Annotated in this window: 19 protein-coding genes and 6 pseudogenes; 17 read left to right on the forward strand and 8 right to left on the reverse strand. The window is 58.7% G+C overall.

What is annotated here, in order from left to right:
• The gene (locus tag ACQG0T_RS10870) at positions 1-1,500 is read left to right on the forward strand and encodes an aldehyde dehydrogenase family protein (protein ID WP_271040793.1); all 1,500 of its coding nucleotides are present in this window, start codon (positions 1-3) and stop codon (positions 1,498-1,500) included.
• 135 nt (positions 1,501-1,635) lie between these two features.
• On the opposite strand, the gene ACQG0T_RS10875 is transcribed toward ACQG0T_RS10870, so the two are convergent.
• Positions 1,636-2,793 (reverse strand): DDE-type integrase/transposase/recombinase, encoded by a 1,158-nt coding sequence (locus ACQG0T_RS10875; RefSeq protein ID WP_271040396.1) that lies wholly within the window; start codon positions 2,791-2,793, stop codon positions 1,636-1,638.
• Positions 2,794-2,949: 156 nt separating this feature from the next.
• Here ACQG0T_RS10875 and ACQG0T_RS10880 point away from each other — a divergent pair.
• The 6 pseudogenes from ACQG0T_RS10880 to ACQG0T_RS10905 all read left to right on the forward strand — a co-directional run.
• Positions 2,950-3,024: pseudogene (locus tag ACQG0T_RS10880) on the forward strand (hypothetical protein); the annotation flags it as partial.
• A 377-nt stretch (positions 3,025-3,401) separates the two neighbouring features.
• Positions 3,402-3,476 (forward strand): annotated as a pseudogene (locus ACQG0T_RS10885) (hypothetical protein); the annotation flags it as partial.
• A gap of 151 nt (positions 3,477-3,627) precedes the next feature.
• Positions 3,628-3,702 (forward strand): annotated as a pseudogene (locus tag ACQG0T_RS10890) (hypothetical protein); the annotation flags it as partial.
• A gap of 151 nt (positions 3,703-3,853) precedes the next feature.
• Positions 3,854-3,928, forward strand: a pseudogene (locus ACQG0T_RS10895) (hypothetical protein); the annotation flags it as partial.
• A gap of 151 nt (positions 3,929-4,079) precedes the next feature.
• Positions 4,080-4,154 (forward strand): annotated as a pseudogene (locus ACQG0T_RS10900) (hypothetical protein); the annotation flags it as partial.
• Between the two features lie 156 nt (positions 4,155-4,310).
• Positions 4,311-4,379: pseudogene (locus tag ACQG0T_RS10905) on the forward strand (hypothetical protein); the annotation flags it as partial.
• A 98-nt stretch (positions 4,380-4,477) separates the two neighbouring features.
• On the opposite strand, the gene ACQG0T_RS10910 reads toward ACQG0T_RS10905, so the two are convergent.
• From ACQG0T_RS10910 to paaZ, 7 genes are all read right to left on the reverse strand, one after another.
• A complete protein-coding gene (locus tag ACQG0T_RS10910) occupies positions 4,478-5,584 on the reverse strand; it encodes a GGDEF domain-containing protein (RefSeq protein ID WP_047727106.1) in 1,107 nt (368 codons plus the stop codon).
• Between the two features lie 51 nt (positions 5,585-5,635).
• Complete coding sequence (locus tag ACQG0T_RS10915; protein WP_023296555.1) at positions 5,636-7,609, reverse strand: alkyl/aryl-sulfatase; 1,974 nt, start codon at positions 7,607-7,609, stop codon at positions 5,636-5,638.
• Positions 7,610-7,777: 168 nt separating this feature from the next.
• Positions 7,778-10,051 (reverse strand): primary-amine oxidase, encoded by a 2,274-nt coding sequence (gene tynA, locus ACQG0T_RS10920; protein WP_271040794.1) that lies wholly within the window; start codon positions 10,049-10,051, stop codon positions 7,778-7,780.
• 160 nt (positions 10,052-10,211) lie between these two features.
• Positions 10,212-10,607, reverse strand: coding sequence for a hypothetical protein (locus tag ACQG0T_RS10925; protein ID WP_045348312.1), 396 nt, complete (start codon positions 10,605-10,607; stop codon positions 10,212-10,214).
• Complete coding sequence (locus tag ACQG0T_RS10930; RefSeq protein ID WP_223825170.1) at positions 10,585-10,878, reverse strand: polymorphic toxin type 44 domain-containing protein; 294 nt, start codon at positions 10,876-10,878, stop codon at positions 10,585-10,587. Before ACQG0T_RS10930 ends, ACQG0T_RS10925 begins: the two co-directional genes overlap by 23 nt.
• Positions 10,879-10,991: 113 nt before the next feature.
• Positions 10,992-11,474 carry an Hcp family type VI secretion system effector gene (locus ACQG0T_RS10935; RefSeq protein ID WP_045334814.1) on the reverse strand — a complete coding sequence of 161 codons (483 nt, stop codon included), beginning with the start codon at positions 11,472-11,474 and terminating at the stop codon, positions 10,992-10,994.
• A 213-nt stretch (positions 11,475-11,687) separates the two neighbouring features.
• Positions 11,688-13,739: a phenylacetic acid degradation bifunctional protein PaaZ gene (paaZ, locus tag ACQG0T_RS10940; protein ID WP_058686413.1), complete on the reverse strand. Its 2,052-nt coding sequence runs from the start codon at positions 13,737-13,739 to the stop codon at positions 11,688-11,690.
• A gap of 285 nt (positions 13,740-14,024) precedes the next feature.
• Between paaZ and paaA the strand changes: the two genes are divergently transcribed.
• From paaA to pcaF, 10 genes are read left to right on the forward strand one after another with little or no spacing between them, the layout of a single operon-like run.
• On the forward strand, positions 14,025-14,954 hold the full coding sequence (gene paaA, locus ACQG0T_RS10945) for a 1,2-phenylacetyl-CoA epoxidase subunit PaaA (RefSeq protein ID WP_271040795.1): 930 nt from the start codon (positions 14,025-14,027) through the stop codon (positions 14,952-14,954).
• Between the two features lie 12 nt (positions 14,955-14,966).
• Positions 14,967-15,254: a 1,2-phenylacetyl-CoA epoxidase subunit PaaB gene (gene paaB / locus ACQG0T_RS10950; protein ID WP_003857353.1), complete on the forward strand. Its 288-nt coding sequence runs from the start codon at positions 14,967-14,969 to the stop codon at positions 15,252-15,254.
• 8 nt (positions 15,255-15,262) lie between these two features.
• Positions 15,263-16,009: a 1,2-phenylacetyl-CoA epoxidase subunit PaaC gene (paaC, locus tag ACQG0T_RS10955; RefSeq protein ID WP_064489557.1), complete on the forward strand. Its 747-nt coding sequence runs from the start codon at positions 15,263-15,265 to the stop codon at positions 16,007-16,009.
• A gap of 11 nt (positions 16,010-16,020) precedes the next feature.
• Positions 16,021-16,518: a 1,2-phenylacetyl-CoA epoxidase subunit PaaD gene (gene paaD / locus ACQG0T_RS10960; protein ID WP_003857347.1), complete on the forward strand. Its 498-nt coding sequence runs from the start codon at positions 16,021-16,023 to the stop codon at positions 16,516-16,518.
• A 7-nt stretch (positions 16,519-16,525) separates the two neighbouring features.
• On the forward strand, positions 16,526-17,596 hold the full coding sequence (gene paaE / locus ACQG0T_RS10965) for a 1,2-phenylacetyl-CoA epoxidase subunit PaaE (protein WP_045342859.1): 1,071 nt from the start codon (positions 16,526-16,528) through the stop codon (positions 17,594-17,596).
• A complete protein-coding gene (gene paaF, locus ACQG0T_RS10970) occupies positions 17,593-18,360 on the forward strand; it encodes a 2,3-dehydroadipyl-CoA hydratase PaaF (RefSeq protein ID WP_271040796.1) in 768 nt (255 codons plus the stop codon). The genes paaE and paaF overlap by 4 nt, the downstream gene beginning before the upstream one ends.
• Positions 18,360-19,148, forward strand: coding sequence for a 2-(1,2-epoxy-1,2-dihydrophenyl)acetyl-CoA isomerase PaaG (gene paaG, locus ACQG0T_RS10975; protein WP_271040817.1), 789 nt, complete (start codon positions 18,360-18,362; stop codon positions 19,146-19,148). Before paaF ends, paaG begins: the two co-directional genes overlap by 1 nt.
• Before the next feature lies 1 nt (position 19,149).
• The gene (gene paaH, locus ACQG0T_RS10980; protein ID WP_271040797.1) at positions 19,150-20,574 is read left to right on the forward strand and encodes a 3-hydroxyacyl-CoA dehydrogenase PaaH; all 1,425 of its coding nucleotides are present in this window, start codon (positions 19,150-19,152) and stop codon (positions 20,572-20,574) included.
• Positions 20,564-20,986 (forward strand): hydroxyphenylacetyl-CoA thioesterase PaaI, encoded by a 423-nt coding sequence (paaI, locus tag ACQG0T_RS10985; RefSeq protein ID WP_017693477.1) that lies wholly within the window; start codon positions 20,564-20,566, stop codon positions 20,984-20,986. The genes paaH and paaI overlap by 11 nt, the downstream gene beginning before the upstream one ends.
• Positions 20,986-22,191, forward strand: coding sequence for a 3-oxoadipyl-CoA thiolase (gene pcaF / locus ACQG0T_RS10990; RefSeq protein ID WP_271040798.1), 1,206 nt, complete (start codon positions 20,986-20,988; stop codon positions 22,189-22,191). The genes paaI and pcaF overlap by 1 nt, the downstream gene beginning before the upstream one ends.
• Positions 22,192-22,215: the final 24 nt, after the last annotated feature.

Raw genomic sequence — 22,215 nt, forward strand, 5'->3', positions numbered from 1 at the left:
ATGTCCGAATCACATGTCGCCATCCTGCCGGGCGTGCAGCAGTTTTTAGATCGCCAGCACGGCCTGTGGATCGAAGGGCGTCAGGCGGCATCCGATAGCGAAAAGCGTCTGAACGTCTACAACCCGGCTACCGGAGAGGTTATTGCCTCTACCGCCGATGCCAGCGTCGATGATGTCGATCGTGCGGTGATGTCTGGCTGGCGCGCCTTTGTCGCCCGAAGCTGGGCCGGACGGCTGCCGGCAGAGCGGGAACGCATCCTGCTGCGGTTTGCGGATCTGGTGGAACAGCATGGCGAAGAGCTGGCACAGCTCGAAACCCTGGAGCAGGGGAAATCGATTAACATTTCCCGCGCCTTCGAGGTGGGCTGCACCCTGAACTGGATGCGCTACACGGCAGGGCTGACCACCAAAATTGCCGGTAAAACCCTCGATCTCTCGATTCCACTGCCGCAGGGCGCGCGTTATCAGGCGTGGACGTGTAAAGAGCCGGTGGGAGTCGTGGCGGGGATTGTGCCGTGGAACTTCCCGCTGATGATTGGCATGTGGAAAGTGATGCCCGCGCTGGCGGCAGGTTGCTCCATCGTGATCAAACCGTCGGAAACCACGCCGCTCACCCTGTTACGGGTGGCGGAACTGGCGAGCGAGGCGGGGATCCCGGAGGGTGTGTTCAACGTGGTGACCGGCAGTGGCGCCGTCTGTGGCGCGGCGCTGACCTCGCACCCGCGCATTGCCAAAGTGAGCTTTACCGGTTCGACGGCGACGGGCAAGCAGATTGCCCGCGCGGCGGCGGACACGCTAACGGGCGTGACGCTGGAGCTGGGCGGCAAAAACCCGGCCATCGTGCTGAAAGATGCCGATCCGGCGTGGGTGATTGAAGGGCTGATGACCGGCAGCTTCCTGAACCAGGGGCAGGTCTGCGCGGCCAGCTCGCGCATTTATATTGAGGCTCCGCTGTTCGATACGCTGGTCAGCGGGTTTGAACAGGCCGTGAAATCCCTCAGCGTCGGGCCGGGCATGTCGCCGGAGGCGTTTATCAACCCGCTGGTGTCGCGCGCCCACTGCGATAAGGTTCAGGCGTTCCTGGATGAGGCGAAGGCGCACAATGCGGAGCTGATCGCCGGGAACCGGGGGCCAGACGGCAAAGGCTATTACGTTTCGCCAACGCTGGTGGTCAACCCGGATAATCATCTGCGACTGACGCGTGAAGAGGTCTTCGGGCCGGTGGTGAACCTGGTTCGTGTGGCCGATGGGGAAGAGGCGCTTCAGCTGGCGAATGACACTGAATATGGCTTAACGGCCAGCGTCTGGACGCAGAACATCAGTAAAGCGCTGGCGTATACCGACAGGTTACAGGCCGGAACCGTGTGGGTGAACAGCCACACGCTGATAGACGCCAACCTGCCGTTCGGCGGCATGAAGCAGTCCGGCACCGGGCGCGATTTCGGCCCCGACTGGCTGGACGGCTGGTGTGAAACCAAGTCGGTGTGTGTGCGGTATTAAAAAAACGCCGGGTGGCGGCTACGCCTTACCCGGCCTACGGGATCGAGGAAAAGGTTGGTTTTGTAGGCCGGGTAAGCGCAGTGTATGACCGGATACATAGGTGACAGATCAGACCGGGAACATAGGTAACACTTTTCAGTCTATCCGGAGCACACTCTGGGTTTTTCGGTCGTAGTACGCAAGCGTTATTCCGTTAAAGATGATGGCCTCAAGGCCATCATCCTGTTCTTCCAGCATGATGTACTCATCAGTCAGCGCTTCACTCAGGAACACCGTCCCCTTTTTCCCCATATAGAGTGTCCCCCTTGATTTCACCCTGTAGACCGTACCTCCTTCCGGATAAGCATATTCAGGAACCCTGCCATCCCAGTGTCGGCCTGAGGGCTGCCATACCGTTCCGGGCGTTGCACCCGCCAGGGCTTCATGCGGCCTTTCGTAGTTAAACTCTTCCCGGTAGTCACTGAACCACCGCTGTTGTTCTTCCATCGTCATAAAGGTGTTGCCCTGTTTTACTGCACTTTTCAGCGAACGGTGCATTCTCTCATGACGGCCGTTTTCTTCCGGATGCCCCTTTCTGATACGTTCCGGTCTGATGCCCAGCTTTATCAGCCAGACTGCAAGGCGACTTAACCCGGCGATACCTGTTCCTGCGAAAGGCTGTCCATTATCCGTTCTCAGGACTTCCGGCAGACCGTACTCCAGGAACGCATCCGTCAGGCACTGCCTGACGAAGGGCTCGCTCTCCCGGTCCGTTCCCCGGCAGCTCAGAAGATACCGGCTGTGATTGTCGGTCAGGGTGAAGGGATGACAGTATTTCCGGCTCAGCAGCCTGAACTTGCCTTTAAAATCAGCGCTCCAGACCTGATTGTTCTCACTGATGATGGTCAGGGGCTGGCGATTGCCCGGGGTTCTGCGTTTTCGCTTTTTATCCGGAACCAGGCCTTCACGCTTGAGGATATCGCCGATAGTGCTGGCAGCGGGGACGGTAAAATCGACGTGATGATTGAGCAGCCACATCCGCAGTTTTTTGGGGCCCCAGTCAGGGTGTTTCTGCCTCAGGGCCGTAAGCTGCCCGGCGATATCATCAGGAACTGTACGGGAGTGGGAGTGCGGAGCACGCGACCGGTCAGAGAGAGATGACAGGTCAGAGGGGTCAAAACGATGAAGCCATTTGTAACCGGTTTTTCGGCTGATGCCGAAGAGACGGCAGAGGGCTGAAAAAGAATCCGTACCTGCATGGCAGGCACGGATAAAATCAAGGCGTTGCATAGGTCGGGTCTCAGTCCAGGGCATAGCGAGTCTCCTCTTCTATGCCAGTTATAACTGTTACCCATGTATCCGGTCTAAAGTGTTACCCATGTTTCCGGTTCATACCGCAGCGCCACCCGGCGTAACTTACAGCGACCACCGATCCCGCCCGGCCTCCTTAGCCCTGTACAGCGCCGCATCGGCGCGGGCAATGATTTCGGCCCCGACTGGCTGGACGGCTGGTGTGAAACCAAGTCGGTGTGTGTGCGGTATTAAAAAAACGCCGGGTGGCGGCTACGCCTTACCCGGCCTACGGGATCGAGAAAAAGGTTGGTTTTGTAGGCCGGGTAAGCGCAGCGCCACCCGGCGTAACTTACAGCGACCACCGATTCCGCCAGGCCTCCTTCGCCCTGTACAGCGCCGCATCGGCGCGGGCAATGATTTCCGCCCCGACTGGCTGGACGGCTGGTGTGAAACCAAGTCGGTGTGTGTGCGGTATTAAAAAAACGCCGGGTGGCGGCTACGCCTTACCCGGCCTACGGGATCGAGGAAAAGGTTGGTTTTGTAGGCCGGGTAAGCGCAGCGCCACCCGGCGTAACTTACAGCGACCACCGATTCCGCCCGGCCTCCTTCGCCCTGTACAGCGCCGCATCGGCGCGGGCAATGATTTCGGCCCCGACTGGCTGGACGGCTGGTGTGAAACTAAGTCGGTGTGTGTGCGGTATTAAAAAAACGCCGGGTGGCGGCTACGCCTTACCCGGCCTACGGGATCGAGAAAAAGGTTGGTTTTGTAGGCCGGGTAAGCGCAGCGCCACCCGGCGTAACTTACAGCGACCACCGATTCCGCCCGGCCTCCTTCGCCCTGTACAGCGCCGCATCGGCGCGGGCAATGATTTCGGCCCCGACTGGCTGGACGGCTGGTGTGAAACCAAGTCGGTGTGTGTGCGGTATTAAAAAAACGCCGGGTGGCGGCTACGCCTTACCCGGCCTACGGGATCGAGGAAAAGGTTGGTTTTGTAGGCCGGGTAAGCGCAGCGCCACCCGGCGTAACTTACAGCGACCACCGATTCCGCCCGGCCTCCTTCGCCCTGTACAGCGCCGCATCGGCGCGGGCAATGATTTCGGCCCCGACTGGCTGGACGGCTGGTGTGAAACCAAGTCGGTGTGTGTGCGGTATTAAAAAAACGCCGGGTGGCGGCTACGCCTTACCCGGCCTACGGGATCGAGGAAAAGGTTGGTTTTGTAGGCCGGGTAAGCGCAGCGCCACCCGGCGTAACTTACAGCGACCATCGATCCCGCCCGGCCTCCTTCGCCCTGTACAGCGCCGCATCGGCGCGGGCGATGATTTCGGCCCCGACTGGCTGGACGGCTGGTGTGAAACCAAGTCGGTGTGTGTGCGGTATTAAAAAAACGCCGGGTGGCGCTGCGCCTTACCAGGCCTACGGGATCGAGGAAAAGGTTGGTTTTGTAGGCCGGGTAAGCGCAGCGCCACCCGGCGTAACTTACAGCGACCACCGATCCCGCCCGGCCTCCTTAGCCCTTTACAGCGCCGCATCTGCGCGGGCAATGATTTCCGCCCCGACTGGCTGGACGGCTGGTGTGAAACTAAGTCGGTGTGTGTGCGGTATTAAAAAAAACGCCGGGTGGCGGCTACGCCTTACCCGGCCTACGGGATCGAGGAAAAGGTTGGTTTTGTAGGCCGGGTAAGCGCAGCGCCACCCGGCGTAACTTACAGCGACCACCGATTCCGCCCGGCCTCCTTCGCCCTGTACAGCGCCGCATCGGCGCGGGCGATGATTTCCGGGCCGGCCAGCCCTGCGGTATAGCCTGCAATGCCCATACTCGCCGTCACACATTCACTCACCTTCGACGCGCCGTGCGGAATGGCTGCGTTGCGCAGGCCAGCCTGGATCCGCGCGGCGACTTTCTCAGCAATGCTTTCTTCGCAGTCAAAGAGGATCACCACAAACTCCTCGCCACCGTAGCGCGAAACCACATCCTCTGGCGTGCGCACCGAGGTGTTCAGCACCTCTGCCACCCGCGCGAGACACGCATCTCCCGCCTGGTGACCGTAGGTGTCGTTATACAGTTTGAAGTAATCGACATCCAGCATCAGCACCGCGAAGCGTTTGCCTTGCTCTACGGCATTTTCCAGCACCAGCTCCATCGCCCGGCGGTTGGCCGTTTTCGTCAGTGGATCCTGATGGGCCAGCGCATCCAGCCGCGAAATTAAACGCTGATTCTGCTGGTTGCGACGCCACGCCTCTTCAAACCAGCTCAACAGGATATAGCGCCCGCACACGAGAATGAACGTGAACACCACCCACAGCCCGGCAAAGCGATAATTAATTTCCTGATTCAGCAGCATGCTGGCAACGGGCAGGCTTACCCATAGCGGAACGGTGAAGCAGAGCAGTGCCACCGGGTGAAAATAGAGCGCGGTCATACCGGCCATCAGCAGGGTCACGAATATAGGCCAGGGATGAGGAAGCTGTAACACGTTGATAAACCAGTAACAACTTATCGACCACAGCAGGCTGCACATAAACAAAACGGCGCTGACGCCGCGGATGTGGCGCCAGGCCATGATCACCAGCGCCACGGAAAGGATCACCACGCCCAGCATGGAGGCGTCAATCATCTGCCGCAGAGGGGGGCTGATGTGCAGGAGGGCATCGATATGGCCGAACAGCGAATTGCGCAGCAGGACCATAAGGGCAAAGCTGGCATTCACAAAGGCGAGCCACGGCAGGTTCACGGCCAGCCCGTGAACAACCATTGATTTACGGGTAGGCCATATCGCGGGTTCGGGTGTGGCTGGATGTCTTTTTTCCATTGAAGAGAATTTTCCTTGAGCGGGCGGAACGTCCGCCCGCGAGTGCTGCCTTTACGGGGTCACAATGTTAAACCAGAATTCAAATTTATCCATGTAACCGAGCATGGCATCGAGTTTTGCGGCATCGCCGGTCACTTTGATATCGCCGTTATCCTGCGCCTGTTTAAGCGTCACTTCTTTCAGGATGATTTTATTCAGCGTATCGCGGTTGAGGGTCACGGTCGCGTCAGCGTCTTTCGCTTCGGCGTTCGCCGTGTGGTTCAGCACGCCATTTTCCAGTTCCAGCTTGTATTTACCGCCGTCGCTGCCGAGGTCGATGTTAAACACCGATTTTGCATCCGCCGCTTTTTCACCGTTAATGTGCACCGCCAGATAGTCAAAGAACATTTCTGGCGTCATCGCGCGCACGGTATCCGGGCTGGCGGTGTTCGGGGTCGGTCCTTTCACCACGCCGTTACGCAGCTCCTGGGCGCCGGTCAGGTAGAAGTTACGCCACGGGCCTGATTCAGCCTGATAACCCAGCTGCTCCAGCGCATCCGCTTCCAGGTTTCGCGCGGCCTGATTATTTGGATCGGCAAAGACCACTTTGCTGACCACCTGAGCCACCCAGCGGTAGTTCCCCTGGTCAAAGTCGGTTTTCGCTTTGCTCAGGATGGCATCCGCACCGCCCATATAGTCCACAAATTTCTTCGCGGCTTCTTCAGGCGGCAGTTCGTCCAGGGTCGCCGGGTTGCCGTCAAACCAGCCTAAATAGAGCACGTAGGTCGCTTTAACGTCATGGCTGACAGAACCGTAATAGCCACGGTTTGCCCAGGTATTGGCCAGGGAGTTTGGCAGTTTGAAGTTGGCGGCAATCTCGTCACGGGTCAGCCCTTCGTTCGCCATGCGCAGGGTCTGGTCGTTGATGTAGCGATACAGGTCGCGCTGGCTTTTCAGCAGGTTAACCACGTTGTCGTTGCCCCATGTCGGCCAGTGGTGCTGCGCCATAATGATTTCGGCTTTATCACCCCAGCGTACAATCGCCTGGTTGATGTATTTCGACCATGGCAACGGCTCACGAATTTTCGCGCCGCGCAGGGAGTAGGTGTTGTGCAGGGTATGGGTGACATCTTCCGCTGACTCGATCAGCTTTTTCTCTTCGATATACCAGAGCATCTCAGAAGGCGCTTCCGATCCCGGCGCGAGCATAAAATCATAGGTCAGGCCGTCGATCACCTCTTTCTGACCATCTTTCTCGATGATATTGGTCGGGGCGATCAGGGTCACCGTCCCGGCGGAGGTGGTGGTGCCGAGACCCGCGCCGACCTGGCCCTTCGCATCCGGCTTCAGCAGGTTGCCGTACATATAGCTGGCGCGGCGGCTCATGACGTTACCCGCCATGATATTCTCCGCGACGGCGGCCTCCATAAATCCGGCGGGCGCGTAGATTTTCACCTTACCGGACTTCACATCTGCTTCATCCACCACGCCGCGCACGCCGCCATAGTGGTCAACGTGGCTGTGGGTGTAAATTACGGCGACAACAGGCTTGTTACCGCGATTTTTATAGTAAAGATCCATCCCGACTTTGGCCGTTTCCGCCGACACCAGCGGGTCGACCACGGTAATGCCTTCTTTACCTTCAATAATGGTCATGTTTGACAGGTCGAGGTTACGTATCTGGTAGACGCCTTCGGTCACTTCAAACAGACCGCTGATGTTAATCAGCTGGGACTGACGCCATAAGCTCGGGTTAACCGAGTCGGGCGCCTTATCGCCTTCTTTGATAAAAGCGTACTGCTGCGGATCCCAGACGGTGTTGCCTTGCTCACCTTTGATAATGTCCTGAGGCAGCGGGGCAATAAACCCTTTGTGGGCGTTGGTAAAATCGGTGTTATCGGAGAAAGGAAGCTGGTTGAAGAGTGCGTTGTTGGCCTGTTGCGTTGCTGCGGTGGCATCCTTAGGTGCTTCTGCGGCCCAGGCGGAACTGGCAGAAATAAAACATCCCGCCAGCGCGAGACTCCTGACGATCTCATTGATTCTCATCCTAAAACCTCTCAGTAAACTGTGACGTTGTTTGTGGGGACTTCGAATCCTGGTGAAAGTGTGTCAAGAAATGCAAAAGGATTAAGCGAGGTAACAATAACTATAATCGGGGAGAGTAATTCAGCAAGTAAGCGGATGAAAAACCGGGCATTACGCCCGGTCGGTAGGTTATTTCTGCTCTTTTTTCTTGCCGAGCGTTGGCGTCTCGTCAAAGAAATTCCACGGCTTGAGTAACGTGTGCACCCATTCCGTCGGCATTATCGGCCACTCCTCGGCACGGGCGACATGGGTGGTGCCGGTGGTCATCCAGATGACGTTATCCTGGTCGTTCAGCGACTCGTTATCTTTGCTGTACTGGCCGAGGCCGGTATCGTGCGTGGAACGGTTCGGGTATTTTCCCTCCGGGTACATCTCGTCGGGATGGTAACGCGTCACCCACAGCTGTTTATCCATAAAGCTCAGGCGGTGATAAATCCACTCGTCCGGGGCAAACTTCGCGCCGGACGCTACCGGGTGTGTACCGCCCGCGTAAGGGATGATCTGATACGAGACCGGGTTGCCCATGCGGTTCTCTTTGCTGGTATTGCTCAGCAGGCGGATGGTGCCCGGGTCAAACTTCTGTGCCGCCTGCTTTTCGGTATCAATATCATACTGATTAACCTGCATGGTGCTGGTGCGCGGTCCGCCAGCGGTGTTCGGTTTGACGTCCGGATCCATGGCCACCAGCTTATTGTTGATGCCGTCCACGTCCATATCCAGACGGAAGTTGTAGATGTGCTGGTGGGTGGTACCGACAATATTATGGTCGATCAGCGTTCCGTATCGGGTGTCATCCTTCGCGGTGGCATCATGCATGGTTTTCGTTTGCACGCCTTTCACCGCTTCAATGCCCGTAGCCCCTGCATCAATGCCGATGGTGCCGTTTTCGTGGAATACCCAGTCGAAGATGTAATCGTAGTTACCCACGGTGCTGACCCAGCGCACCACCAGCTCGCGGCGTTCGGTGCTGACGTTGGGTTTACCTAACTCCTGATGCTTATATTCCGGCCCGGCGTAACGCTCGAAAATGGCGATCGCCCTGGGGATCTCCATTGGCGCGCCGGTGTAATCCGGGATGGTTTCGTTGAGCATCACGGCGTTAGACGGAACATCCTTGCCGCGCACCAGCGGGGAGGTCAGGGTACCCATGCCGTAATCGCCGGAGTCCAGGTAGGCTTTAAAGTACCAGCCGATATCCGGGTCGCCGTACGGCACAATCATGCCGCCGAGCGATCCCTGATACATCACCTGTCGCTTTTTGCCGTTGTCGTTATAGGTCACGGTGGAGATTATCGGGCCGACGCGTGAGTCCAGGCTCAGATGAAAATCCCAGTTCTGCCAGTGCACCCTATCCCCGGTGATGGTGTAGTTCTTGCCTTCCGGCTCGATAATTTCCAGCGGTTTTTTCACCGTTTCAACGCGGTCGCGGCCATCATAAGGACGCGGCGTGAGCGGAACCGGCACGACCGCGCCTTCCTCAATCTTCTGGATTTTCTTCTGCTCGAGATCCACCACCGCAACCAGGTTTTCGATCGGGTGCGCCCAGTAGTTACCGTCGCCCACGTCGAGATAGCTGATCACTTTCAGCAGGCGGTCTTCCTGTTTCAGCCCATCCTTGCCGTCAAAAAAGCCGACGGTAAGCGGAGTGGTGATCACTTTCTTCGGGTCGGTAATGCCGCGCTTTTTCAGCACGGCGGCAAACTCCGGGCTTTCATTGATGATCTGCTGCACGGTATTGAAGTCATCCAGCAGCACCATGCCGTGCGCGTCTTTGATCGGCTCCCAGCGGAGGATCTTTTTGTCCTTCAGATCCACCCGGCTTTCGATGATGTGTTTACCATCAAGCATGATGATATTGGCCTGGCGGGGCGCATCCACCGCCGTGCCGTTAAGCACAAAGTCCCAGACTTTGGCCTTTTCTGGCTCCGCCAGCGCAATCTGGGTAAAGCGGGTATTGGGTTTAAAATCCGCAGAGGCTTTCACAATGGCTACGGCCTGGTTGATTTCATCAGCCGTCAGCGCGTTTAACGGGTGGGGGCTTTTTTCAACCTGGAATGTCTGATCAAGACCGGACTGAAAAACATCGTTGATAAAGGTCTCCGGGATAAACGCCTTATTGTTCTTCATCACCACGGGCACCTGGAGCGTCAGCGGTTTGCCGTTAACGATGGCGGTGTTTGCGCCGGGTTTGACCTTCACAAAGGCACCGTCTTTGACGATGGTGAACATCTGAGCGTAATCATCCCACTGCACGTCCGCGCCAAACGCCTGAAGCGTTTTGTCCATCGGGACCATATGCGCCTCGCTGCCGTGAGCGTAAACAGGGGATTGCCAGGCGCAACAGAGCGCAACGGCCATGGCCAGTGCCGTTCTACGGGCAGAAAAAGAAGAATTGCTTCCCATCGCAGACCTCATCTTGTTGTGTTTATTGAGTTGTGTCAGCCTTATCCTGACAGGCGCGCACGAAAAGCGTTTGCCTGCATCTGCCAGGTTGTTTGTCAGTCTTGCCAGGTTAAAAAAAGACCGGGGGTAAATCACACCCCCGTGACAGATAAAGTGTGCTTCAGTAAGGCGAGCTATCGAGATGCATGCGGACATCGAAACCTGCCGTCGTGAACGAATAAACCGTACCGCGAACGCGAAGATAAATGTCTCCATTTTTAATTGCCACAGAAGCTTTATCGTCATCGGTGATCATGACGGGATTGATATCTTTAATGTTAGACATGAAGTCTTCCGGGCTTTTTTTCGCATCAACGAGATAAATATGATACCTGTTTTTAGATAGTGAGCCCGTCTCAACCTGGGTGATGTAAAGAGTTAAACGATCGTTAACCTTGATTTTTTCCTGCAAGTTTTCATACACGGTAAACAGATCGCGGAAAGGGTATGCAATGAATATAAGAAAAATAAAGATAATGACTCCAGCTCGCCAGTTAAAAACCCGAACGTCGCGCATAATCTATTCCTGCCCTTATCCATAACTGATCGACTGGGTCATCACCGTAATTATTATTGTTCTGGAATTTTGCAAATTCGGCAGGATCGCTTGTCCCGGCGAGAATCTGTGCAGTACCTGCCCCCCGGAGCAAAATTCCCTCAGGAATGCCTGCTGCCGCACCAACGGCACCGTAATGAAAATTGCCAAAATTAGCATACTCTGCACGGCCTTGTTTGTAATCCCAGGGACCATGGTTTCTGACCATTTGATAAAACCATATGTAGGTCATTAATGAGGGTCCACCATGAAATCGCGCTATTACCATGTGGCTAACCACGTCCACGCCAGGTGGTGCAAAGGATGCAATATTATAGGGTGTTGAATAGGAAGGAGTGCGCATATTTAACGCTCAGCCCAACAGTCTGCAAACTGTATATTACCATCGCAATATGTCCATGTTATTTTATCATAGCGTAGCTCCACGACTTCAAGATGATTATGTTTTTCTTTCATCGGGTCTTTAATGTCATGCATCAATGGCGTGACGGAAACGACGCGAATATTATCGAGACGCATATTGTAATATTCTACTTCCTGCCCGGCGTCATTAATGCGATACCACCTGAACTCAGCCGTTTTAAGGGTTTGGCCAGTCGCAACGGCTTTCATCAGGTAAGGGGAGGAGGAATCGATTTCTTTTTGAAATACGACTGGGGCATGGTTACGTTTGCTGGTAATTTTCCCGGTCAATGGATCGGTTGGGAGGCGAAGATTGTGTGTAAAGCCGGTGACTTCAATGCTTCCCTCACGGTAACGAACATCCACCGAGCCTGTAATTTTTGCGCCACCATCGTCAGTTAAGAAAAGGTAAACAGGAATTGCCATAGTCTGTTAATCATCCATGTAATTTAATGCGGGAATATTCCCGGTGCTAAATAATAACCATGCTAACTACATGGTCAATTTGCATAGTGTTTCCGGTTGTTACTTATCCAAACCAGGCAGACTGGATGGTTTGATTAATCAAAGCCAACCAGTCCCTGTTTTACCTTCCGCTGATTTTGATGCGCTCAAACACTTGAGGCAGCAAGGTTAATGCTATTGCTTTGATTCAAAGTCACCCTGCTGGCGCGCCACCAGCGTCAGGATGGAGTAGAGCGCCACGGCCTGCTGGTGCTGGTTGAAGATCTCCACCGCCCATTCCACCACGCCGGTGGGTTTTTCCTCGGCAGTGCGCTGTTTCTTCAGCGTTTTACGTTTACAGGTCAGGCGCACCTGAATGGTATCACCCGGCTTGACCGGCTCGATAAAGCGCAGGTTTTCCATGCCGTAGTTGGCAATAACCGGCCCAACCCCGGCATCGACAAACAGCCCCGCCGCGGCGGAAATCAGGAAATAACCGTGTACCACGCGCTCGCCAAAAATCGACTCCGCCGCGCCAATTTTGTCCATATGAGCGTAGAAATGATCCCCGCTCAGGCAGGCAAAATTCACGATATCCGCTTCCGTCAGGGTACGACGCGGGGTCAGCAGGCTGTCGCCCGGCTGTAACTCCTCGAAGTATTTACGGAACGGATGAACGCGATCTTCCTGCACCTCCGCGCCACGGACCCACTGTTTACCGATCGCGGCGAGCATGGACGGGCTGCCCTGAATGGCCGTGCGCTGAAGATAGTGCTTCACCGCGCGCAGGCCGCCCAGCTCTTCGCCGCCGCCCGCACGTCCCGGACCACCGTGCACCAGCTGCGGCAGCGGTGAACCGTGGCCGGTAGATTCTTTCGAGGATTCCTGGTTGAGGATCTGAATACGTCCGTGGGCGCGCGCGGCCCCGGCAATAAACTGCCGCGCCACGCGGGTATCTGCCGTAACCAGCGTTCCCGCCAGGCTGCCGCCGCCCGCCCGCGCCAGCTGCATGGCGTGTTCGGTGTTACGGCAGGGCATCAGGGTTGCGACGGGGCCAAAGGCTTCGGTGGCGTGGACGGCCGGGGTTTCGTCCGGCTGCGGGCAGAACAGCAGGGTGGGCGGGAAGAATGCGCCAGCCGCCTGCAAATCGGCTTTACCACCCAGACGGATCTGGCAGCCCGCGGCAAGGAGATGATCGACTTTTTCCTGCACGTCAGCACGTTGCTCACCGTTGACGAGGGCCCCCATCTTCACCCCTTCCTGGGCCGGATCGCCGACGACCACTTTCTCCAGCCGCGCAATCAGCGCCTGGCTGACGGCGTCAATCTGCGCTTCCGGCACGATGATGCGGCGGATGGCGGTACATTTTTGCCCGGCTTTGGCAGTCATCTCGCGCACCACTTCTCGGATAAACAGCGCAAACTCCGGGTGTTCCGGCGTCACGTCCTCACCCAGCACGCAGCAGTTGAGAGAATCTGCTTCCATGGTAAACGGAATGGAATGCGCGACGATATTCGGGTGGACGCGCAGACTCTGCCCGGTGCTGGCCGATCCGGTAAACGTCACCACGTCCTGGCTGTCGAGCTGGTTCAGCAGATCGCCCGCGCCACCGCAGATCAGGCTGATGGCGCCGTCGGGCACCAGTCCGCTCTCGACGATCGCTTTCACCATCGCCTGAGTCACCTGCGCGGTGGCGGTGGCGGGCTTGATGATGGCGGGCATCCCGGCAAGCCAGGTGGGCGCGAGCTTTTCCAGCATCCCCCAGCACGGGAAGTTGAACGCGTTGATATGCACCGCCACGCCGGATTTCGACGTTAACACGTGACGTGCCGCAAAGCCGCCTTCCTTCGACAGCGGGATCAGTTCATCCTCCGGCCACAGGGTATCGTCCGGCAGCTCACGGCTGCCGAGGCTTGCGTAGGTGAAGAGGGTGCCGATACCGCCTTCAATATCCACCCAGCTGTCGGCCTTCGTCGCGCCGGTCTGAGCTGACAGGGCATAAAAGCGATCCTTCTGGCTCAGCAGATGTTTGGCCACCGCCTTCAGCATGGCGGCGCGCTCGATAAAGCTCATTGCGTGGAGCGCTTCTCCGCCGTGTTCAATGGCGTAACGGCGCGCGGCCGCCATATCCAGCCCTTCGCTGGTGACTTCAAATAGCGTTTCCCCGCTGATGGCGTGGGTGATGGTGCGCTCGCGGCCCCGGCCTGATTGCCAGGTGCCGGACAAGAAGCTGGCTAACTGCTGCATTTCTTCTCTCCAGATGTTTCGTAATTTCACTATAAATAGTTTGATCGTGAATCATAAAAATCAAGCTGAGTTTTAATGAATTGTTAACGCTGTGATCTGTATTGCTTAACCTGACCACCCAGAAGCCTTGCGTTATCGGCCTTTCATGAAAAGGCTTGCGAGCGTCGTCACAAAATAAACAAACGCTTCTTGGGGTTATATTTAACCTTTGTGTAACTTTTAAGAAACCAAATGATTCACCATTTTGCTATTTATGGTGATTTAACGAATCACAAAGGTGGTTATGTGACGCAAGAACAACGCTTTGAGCAACGCATCGCACAGGAGACGGCCATCGAGCCGCAGGACTGGATGCCGGATGCCTACCGCAAGACGCTGATCCGCCAGATTGGACAGCACGCCCACTCTGAGATTGTCGGCATGCTGCCGGAAGGAAACTGGATCACCCGCGCGCCGACCCTGCGCCGGAAAGCCATTCTGCTGGCGAAGGTGCAGGATGAAGCCGGACACGGCCTGTACCTCTACAGCGCGGCGGAAACGCTGGGCTGCGCCCGGGAGGACATCTATCAAAAGATGCTCGACGGCAAGATGAAATACTCCTCCATCTTCAACTATCCGACCCTGAGCTGGGCCGATATCGGCGTCATTGGCTGGCTGGTGGACGGGGCGGCCATTGTGAACCAGGTGGCGCTGTGTCGTACGTCTTACGGTCCGTATGCCCGGGCGATGGTGAAAATCTGTAAAGAAGAGAGCTTCCACCAGCGTCAGGGTTTTGAGGCCTGCATGGCGCTGGCGCAGGGCAGCGAAGCCCAGCGGCAGATGTTGCAGGACGCCATCAACCGTTTCTGGTGGCCCGCGCTGATGATGTTTGGACCCAACGACGACAACTCCCCAAACAGCGCCCGCAGTCTGGCCTGGAAGATCAAACGCTTTGGCAACGATGAGCTTCGCCAGCGCTTCGTGGACAACACGGTGCCTCAGGTGGAGATGCTCGGTATGACCGTGCCGGACCCCGACCTGCGTTTCGATGAAGCGAGCGGCCACTACCGCTTCGGCGAAATCGACTGGCAGGAATTTGACGAGGTGATCACCGGGCGCGGGATCTGCAACCACGAACGTCTGGCCGCAAAACGTAAAGCCTGGGACGACGGCGCATGGGTGCGTGAAGCCGCTCTGGCCCACGCGGAAAAACAACGCGCCCACCAGGCCGCATAAGAGGAATCAACCATGAGCAATGTTTACTGGCCGTTATACGAAGTTTTTGTCCGTTCGAAGCAGGGGCTGTCGCACCGGCATGTGGGCAGCCTTCACGCTGCCGACGACCGCATGGCGCTGGAAAACGCGCGCGATGCCTATACCCGCCGCAGCGAAGGCTGTTCCATCTGGGTGGTGAAGGCGAGTGAAATCGTCGCTTCCCAGCCGGAAGAGAGCGGGGAGTTTTTCGATCCGGCGGAAAGTAAGGTCTACCGTCATCCGACGTTTTACACCATCCCTGATGGCATCGAGCATATGTGAGGTTGGGGATGAACAACGTATCTGCTTATGCCCTGCGTCTGGGCGACAACGGTCTGGTGCTCTCACAGCGTCTGGGCGCCTGGTGCGGCCACGCGCCGGAGCTGGAAATTGACCTGGCGCTCGCCAATATCGGCCTTGATCTGCTCGGGCAGGCGCGCAATTTCCTGACCTACGCCGCTGAACGGGAGGGTAAGGGCGATGAAGACATCCTGGCCTATGGCCGCGATGAGCGTCAGTTCCGCAATCTGCTGCTGGTGGAACAACCAAACGGCAGCTTCGCTGACACCATTGCCCGTCAGTATCTGATGGATGCGTGGAACGTGGCGCTCTACGAGCGGCTGATCCATAGCAGCGACAGTCAGCTTGCCGCCATCGCGGCAAAAGCCATTAAGGAGGCACGCTATCACCTGCGCTTTAGCCGCGGCTGGCTGGTGCGGCTGGGGGACGGAACAGAAACCTCCGCACAAAAAATGCAGCAGGCGGTGGATAGCCTGTGGCGCTTTACGGCTGAACTGTTCGACGCAGACGACGTCGAGCTGGCGCTGATGGATGACGGCGTGGCGGTTGATCCGCGCGACCTGCGGGACCCGTGGGAGCGCGAAGTGTTTGCTGGCCTGACGGAAGCCACCCTCCGCGTGCCCGAAGAGGTGGCGTATCGCACGGGCGGCAAGAAGGGGCTACATACCGAACACCTCGGACCGATGCTGGCAGAGATGCAGTATCTCCAGCGCGTTTACCCCGGCCAGCAGTGGTAAAGGAGGACGCCATGCAACGCCTCGTCGACATCGCGCCTGCACAAATCCCGCAGATTTGGGCGCTGTTAAGCCAGATCCCCGACCCGGAAGTGCCGGTGCTGACCATCACCGACTTAGGCATGGTGCGCAGCGTGAAGGCGCAGGGGGAAGGCTGGGTCATCGGCTTCACGCCAACCTATTCGGGCTGTCCGGCAACGGAGCATCTGCTGGGGGCGATCCGCGAAACCCTGACCGGAAACGGCTTTAGCCCGGTACATATTGTGCTGCAACTGGAGCCCGCCTGGACCACCGACTGGATGACCGACGATGCCCGCAGGCGCCTGCGTGAATATGGCATCAGCCCGCCTGTCGGCCATAGCTGCCATGCCCACGTTCCCGCTGAGGTGAGCTGCCCGCGCTGTGCGAGCACCGATACCTCGCTTATCAGTGAATTTGGTTCTACGGCCTGCAAAGCGCTCTATCGCTGCAATACCTGCCGTGAGCCCTTCGACTATTTCAAATGTATTTGAGGCTGCCATGACAACGTTTCATTCATTAACAGTGGCAAAAGTAGAACCCGAAACCCGCGACGCGGTGACCATTACCTTCGCGGTGCCGCAGGCGTTACAGGAGGCGTACCGCTTCCGTCCCGGTCAGCATCTGACCCTGAAAGCCAGTCCTGGCGGGGATGAATTGCGCCGCTGCTACTCCATCTGCCGGAGCACCGCGTGCGGTGAGATCAGCGTGGCGGTCAAAGCCATCGAGGGCGGACGTTTTTCCCGCTATGCCCGGGACGAGATCAAACCGGGCATGGCGCTGGAGGTGATGGTGCCCCAGGGGCAGTTTGGCTATCAGCCGCAGGCCGAACGCGAAGGCCACTATCTGGCGATTGCCGCCGGGTCCGGGATCACCCCAATGCTGGCGATTATGTCCGCTACGCTGGCCACTGAAGCCCACAGCCACTTCACCCTGATTTACGGCAACCGCAGCAGCCAGAGCATGATGTTCCGCCGGGCGCTGGCGGACCTGAAAGATAAATACCCGCAGCGTTTGCAGCTGATCGCCATCTTCAGCCAGGAGACGCTCGACAGCGATCTGCTCCATGGCCGCATTGACGGGGAAAAGCTCCAGGCGCTGGCAAAAACGCTGGTGAATTTCCGTCAGTACGATGAAGCCTTCATCTGCGGCCCGTCGGCGATGATGGACGAGGCTGAGGCGGCACTAAAAGCGCTGGGTATGCCGGAAAAAGCGATCCATCTTGAGCGCTTTAACACGCCGGGTACCGCCGTTAAACGGACAGCCAGCGTGCAGGCCGACGGGCAGAAGGTCACCGTCCGTCAGGACGGGCGCGACAGGGAGATCACCCTGACGGCGGACGACGAAAGCATTCTTGACGCGGCCCTGCGTCAGGGGGCGGATCTGCCTTACGCCTGCAAGGGCGGGGTATGCGCCACCTGCAAATGCAAAGTGCTGCGCGGAAAAGTCGATATGGCGACCAACTACAGCCTGGAGCCGGACGAGCTGGCCGCAGGTTATGTGCTGAGCTGTCAGGCGCTGCCCTTAACCGCCGACGTTATCGTCGATTTTGATGCGAAGGGGATGGCATGAGTGAACTGATTGTCACCCGTCATGGCCGCGTGTTGCAGCTGACGCTAAACCGTCCGGCGGCGCGCAACGCGCTCAACAATGCACTGCTCACGCAAATCGCGGAGCAGCTTGAGGCCGCCGCCGCGAATGCTGAGATCGCCGTCTGCGTGGTGTACGGCAACGAACGCTGCTTTGCCGCCGGGGCCGATCTCAACGAAATGGCGGAGAAAGACCTGCCCGCCACCCTGAACGATATCCGCCCGCAGCTGTGGGCGCGGATCAACGCCTTCACCAAACCGCTGATTGCCGCCGTGAACGGCTTCGCGCTGGGGGCAGGTTGTGAGCTGGCGCTGCTCTGCGATGTGGTGATTGCCGGTGATAACGCCCGTTTTGGCCTGCCGGAAATCACCCTCGGGATCATGCCGGGCGCAGGCGGCACCCAGCGGCTGATCCGCAGCGTGGGTAAATCGCTGGCCAGCAAAATGGTGCTGACGGGCGAAAGCATCACGGCGGTTCAGGCGCACAGCGCCGGGCTGGTCAGCGACGTCTACCCGGCCTCGCTGACGCTGGAGTACGCCCTGAAGCAGGCGGCGCTGATGGCGCGCCACTCGCCGCTGGCGCTACAGGCGGCGAAGCAGGCGCTTCGCCAGTCGCAGGAAGTCCCGCTTCAGGCCGGGCTGGCGCAGGAGCGTCAGCTGTTTGCGCTGCTCGCGGCCACCGACGATCGCCGGGAAGGCATCAACGCCTTTTTACAAAAACGCACCCCAGACTTTAAAGGACGCTAATTGTGGAATTTATTCTGAGCCATGTTGAGCAGGGCGTAATGACCATTACGCTGAACCGCCCGGAGCGCCTGAACAGCTTTAACGACGTCATGCACCAGCAGCTTTCCGAATGCCTGAAGCAGGCCGAGCGCGATGACGCTATCCGCTGCCTGCTGATCACCGGGGCAGGACGCGGTTTCTGCGCCGGGCAGGATCTTAACGACCGTAACGTGGATCCGAACGGCCCCGCGCCGGATCTGGGCATGTCCGTTGAGACTTTTTACAACCCGCTGGTGCGCCGCCTGGCAAAACTGCCGAAGCCGGTGATTTGCGCGGTTAACGGCGTGGCGGCGGGGGCGGGGGCCACGCTGGCCCTCGGCTGCGACATGGTGATTGCGGCGCGCTCCGCCAGTTTTGTGATGGCCTTCAGCAAGCTCGGCCTCGTCCCGGACTGCGGCGGCACCTGGCTGCTGCCGCGCGTGGCCGGACGCGCCCGCGCCATGGGGCTGGCATTGCTGGGCGATAAGCTCAGCGCCGGGCAGGCACAGGCCTGGGGAATGATCTGGCAGGTGGTGGACGACGAGCAGCTCTCCGCCACCGCACAGCAGATGGCGCTGCATTTTGCCTCGCAGCCGACATTTGGCCTGGGCTTGATCAAGCAGGCGATCAACGCCGCCGAAACCAACACCCTCGACGCCCAGCTTGATCTGGAGCGCGACTATCAACGTCTTGCCGGACGCAGCGACGACTATCGGGAAGGCGTCAGCGCGTTCCTGGCAAAACGCGCGCCGAACTTTACGGGGAAATAAGATGGTGAATATCCATACGGTCGCCGTCATTGGCAGCGGCACCATGGGCGCCGGGATTGCCGAAGTGGCAGCCAGCCACGGTCATCCGGTTCTGGTGTACGACATTGACGCAGCGGCAATTTCCCGCGCCATCGACGGCATTCGCCAGCGGCTCTCCTCACGGGTTGCGCGCGGAAAACTCTCTGCCGACGCCGGGGAACAGATCCTCGCCCGCCTGACGCCGGTGACGACTATCAGTGCTCTGGCGAAAGCCGATCTGGTGATCGAGGCGGCCTCCGAGCGGCTTGAGGTAAAAAAAGCGCTGTTTACCCAGCTGGCAGAGATCTGCCCGCCGCAGACGCTGCTTGCCAGCAATACCTCGTCCATTTCCGTTACCGCGATTGCGGCGGAGATAAATCACCCTGAACGCGTCGCCGGGCTGCACTTCTTCAATCCTGCCCCGGTGATGAAGCTGGTGGAAGTGGTCAGCGGGCTGGCGACCTCTCCGGAAGTGGCCGATGCGTTGTGCGAGCTGGCGCTGAGCTGGGGAAAGCAGCCGGTACGCTGCCAGTCCACGCCGGGGTTTATCGTCAACCGCGTGGCGCGCCCGTTCTACTCGGAAGCCTGGCGCGCGCTGGAAGAGCAGGTGGCAACGCCCGAGGTGATCGACGCCGCTCTGCGAGACGGCGGAGGCTTCCCGATGGGGCCGCTTGAGCTGACGGACATGATTGGTCAGGACGTCAACTTTGCCGTGACCTGCTCCGTGTTTAACGCCTTCTGGCAGGAGCGTCGTTTTCTGCCGTCGCTGGTGCAGCAGGAGCTGGTGCTGGCCGGGCGTCTGGGCAAGAAAAGCGGGCAGGGGGTTTACCGCTGGCAGGAGGAGAAACCCGCCGTCAGCTGGCTCGCCCCGGTCAGCGACAGCTTCAGCCCGATGCGCGTACAGCGAAGAAGTGACGGTGTCACGGAAATTGACGATCTGTTGCTAATCGAAACGCAGGGTGAAACCGCGCAATCGCTGGCGCTGCGCCACGGCTGCCCGGTGGTGGTGGTCGACCGCATCGAGCGGGATGTGGCCGTGATAGCCGCCGCACCCGGCAACCCGCACGCCGCCACGCAGAAAGCCATTTACTGGTTGCAGCACCAGGAGAAACGGGTGGTACAGATTGCCGATTACCCCGGCCTGCTGGTCTGGCGCACGGTAGCGATGATTGCCAACGAAGCGCTGGACACTTTGCAAAAAGGGGTCGCCAGCGAGCAAGACATCGATACCGCCATGCGCTTAGGGGTCAACTATCCCTGCGGGCCCATCGCCTGGGGCGAGCGCCTTGGCTGGCAGCGTCTGTTAACGCTGCTGGAGAACCTGCAACGTCACTACGGCGAGGAACGCTATCGCCCCTGTTCACTGCTGCGCCAGCGTGCGCTTCTGGAGAGTAGCTATGAGTCATAACGCCTGGCATAACGCCCGCGCGATGTACGAACGGGACGCCTGCGCGCAGGCGATGGGGATGGACATTATCGACATGGGCGAGGGCTACGCGGTGGTGACCATGACCATCACCCCGCAGATGCTCAACGGGCATAAAACCTGTCACGGCGGACAGCTGTTCTCGCTGGCCGATACCGCCTTTGCCTACGCCTGCAACAGTCAGGGGCTGGCGGCGGTGGCCTCAGGCTGCGCCATCGATTTTCTGCGTCCGGGCTTTGCCGGAGATAAGCTCACCGCCACCGCGCGGGTGAAGCATCAGGGCAAACTGACCGGCGTCTACGACATTGAAATTCAGAACCAACACCAGAAAACCGTCGCGCTTTTTCGCGGGAAATCGCACCGCACCGGCGGCAGTGTGACAGGAGAAGCCTGATGCGTGACGCATTTATTTGTGAGGGGGTGCGTACCCCGGTTGGTCGCTACGGCGGAGGATTATCCAGTGTGCGCGCCGATGACTTAGGTGCCGTGCCGCTGCGTGCGCTGCTGGCGCGTTACCCGCAGCTCGATCTGGAGCGCATAGATGACGTGATCTTCGGCTGCGCGAATCAGGCCGGGGAGGATAACCGCAACGTGGCGCGCATGTCGGCGCTGCTGGCCGGGCTGCCGCAGATGGTATCCGGCACCACCATTAACCGCCTGTGCGGCTCCGGTCTGGATGCCATTGGCTTTGCGGCGCGCGCCATCAGGGCCGGGGATGGCGATCTGCTGATCGCCGGTGGCGTCGAATCCATGTCCCGTGCGCCGTTCGTGATGGGCAAAGCCACGGCGGCGTTTCAGCGTCAGGCGGAGATCTTCGACACCACCATCGGCTGGCGATTTGTGAATCCGCTCATGCATCAGCAATACGGAACTGACAGCATGCCGGAAACGGCAGAGAATGTAGCGGAATTGTTAAATATAAGCCGTGCCGATCAGGACGCATTTGCCCTGCGCAGCCAGCAGCGCACCGCGCGGGCGCAGCAGAATGGCGTTCTGGCGCAGGAGATTATCCCGGTACAGGTGGCCGGGAAAAAAGGTGCGGTAACGGAAGTGAGCGTGGACGAGCATCCGCGCGCCGAAACCACCCTGGAACAGCTTGCCGCGCTGAAAGCCCCGTTTCGTAAGAACGGTGTGGTGACGGCGGGGAACGCCTCTGGCGTCAACGACGGGGCGGCGGCGCTGATTATCGCCAGCGAGCCGATGGCGCTTTCCCAGGGGCTAACCCCGCGCACCCGCATTGTGGCCATGGCGACAGCGGGCGTCGAGCCGCGCCTGATGGGATTAGGCCCGGTGCCCGCCACCCGCAAGGTGCTGGAGCGTGCCGGACTCAGTATCACCGATATGGACGTCATTGAGCTTAATGAAGCCTTCGCCGCACAGGCGCTGGGCGTGCTGCGTCAGCTGGGCTTGCCGGATGACGCGGAGCATGTCAACCCGAACGGCGGGGCGATCGCGCTAGGTCATCCGCTGGGAATGAGCGGTGCCAGACTGGCGCTGGCCGCAAGCAATGAATTGCACCGACGCGGCGGGCGCTACGCGCTGTGTACGATGTGCATCGGTGTGGGTCAGGGCATTGGCATGATCCTTGAGCGTGTTTGAGCGAACAATAATGTGAGTACCCTG

This window comes from Enterobacter cloacae complex sp. 302F9 (assembly GCF_050030335.1).
In the GTDB taxonomy this organism is placed as follows: Bacteria; Pseudomonadota; Gammaproteobacteria; order Enterobacterales; family Enterobacteriaceae; genus Enterobacter; species Enterobacter hormaechei_C.

What these genes read in the sequence shown, in the direction of transcription:
- ACQG0T_RS10870 (WP_271040793.1), top strand. Translation starts at nt 1, where the DNA reads ATGTCCGAATCACATGTCGCCATCCTGCCGGGCGTGCAGCAGTTTTTA.
- ACQG0T_RS10875 (WP_271040396.1), bottom strand. Translation starts at nt 2,793, where the DNA reads ATGCCCTGGACTGAGACCCGACCTATGCAACGCCTTGATTTTATCCGT.
- ACQG0T_RS10910 (WP_047727106.1), bottom strand. Translation starts at nt 5,584, where the DNA reads ATGGAAAAAAGACATCCAGCCACACCCGAACCCGCGATATGGCCTACC.
- ACQG0T_RS10915 (WP_023296555.1), bottom strand. Translation starts at nt 7,609, where the DNA reads ATGAGAATCAATGAGATCGTCAGGAGTCTCGCGCTGGCGGGATGTTTT.
- tynA (WP_271040794.1), bottom strand. Translation starts at nt 10,051, where the DNA reads ATGGGAAGCAATTCTTCTTTTTCTGCCCGTAGAACGGCACTGGCCATG.
- ACQG0T_RS10925 (WP_045348312.1), bottom strand. Translation starts at nt 10,607, where the DNA reads ATGCGCGACGTTCGGGTTTTTAACTGGCGAGCTGGAGTCATTATCTTT.
- ACQG0T_RS10930 (WP_223825170.1), bottom strand. Translation starts at nt 10,878, where the DNA reads ATGACCTACATATGGTTTTATCAAATGGTCAGAAACCATGGTCCCTGG.
- ACQG0T_RS10935 (WP_045334814.1), bottom strand. Translation starts at nt 11,474, where the DNA reads ATGGCAATTCCTGTTTACCTTTTCTTAACTGACGATGGTGGCGCAAAA.
- paaZ (WP_058686413.1), bottom strand. Translation starts at nt 13,739, where the DNA reads ATGCAGCAGTTAGCCAGCTTCTTGTCCGGCACCTGGCAATCAGGCCGG.
- paaB (WP_003857353.1), top strand. Translation starts at nt 14,967, where the DNA reads ATGAGCAATGTTTACTGGCCGTTATACGAAGTTTTTGTCCGTTCGAAG.
- paaC (WP_064489557.1), top strand. Translation starts at nt 15,263, where the DNA reads ATGAACAACGTATCTGCTTATGCCCTGCGTCTGGGCGACAACGGTCTG.
- paaD (WP_003857347.1), top strand. Translation starts at nt 16,021, where the DNA reads ATGCAACGCCTCGTCGACATCGCGCCTGCACAAATCCCGCAGATTTGG.
- paaE (WP_045342859.1), top strand. Translation starts at nt 16,526, where the DNA reads ATGACAACGTTTCATTCATTAACAGTGGCAAAAGTAGAACCCGAAACC.
- paaF (WP_271040796.1), top strand. Translation starts at nt 17,593, where the DNA reads ATGAGTGAACTGATTGTCACCCGTCATGGCCGCGTGTTGCAGCTGACG.
- paaH (WP_271040797.1), top strand. Translation starts at nt 19,150, where the DNA reads ATGGTGAATATCCATACGGTCGCCGTCATTGGCAGCGGCACCATGGGC.
- paaI (WP_017693477.1), top strand. Translation starts at nt 20,564, where the DNA reads ATGAGTCATAACGCCTGGCATAACGCCCGCGCGATGTACGAACGGGAC.
- pcaF (WP_271040798.1), top strand. Translation starts at nt 20,986, where the DNA reads ATGCGTGACGCATTTATTTGTGAGGGGGTGCGTACCCCGGTTGGTCGC.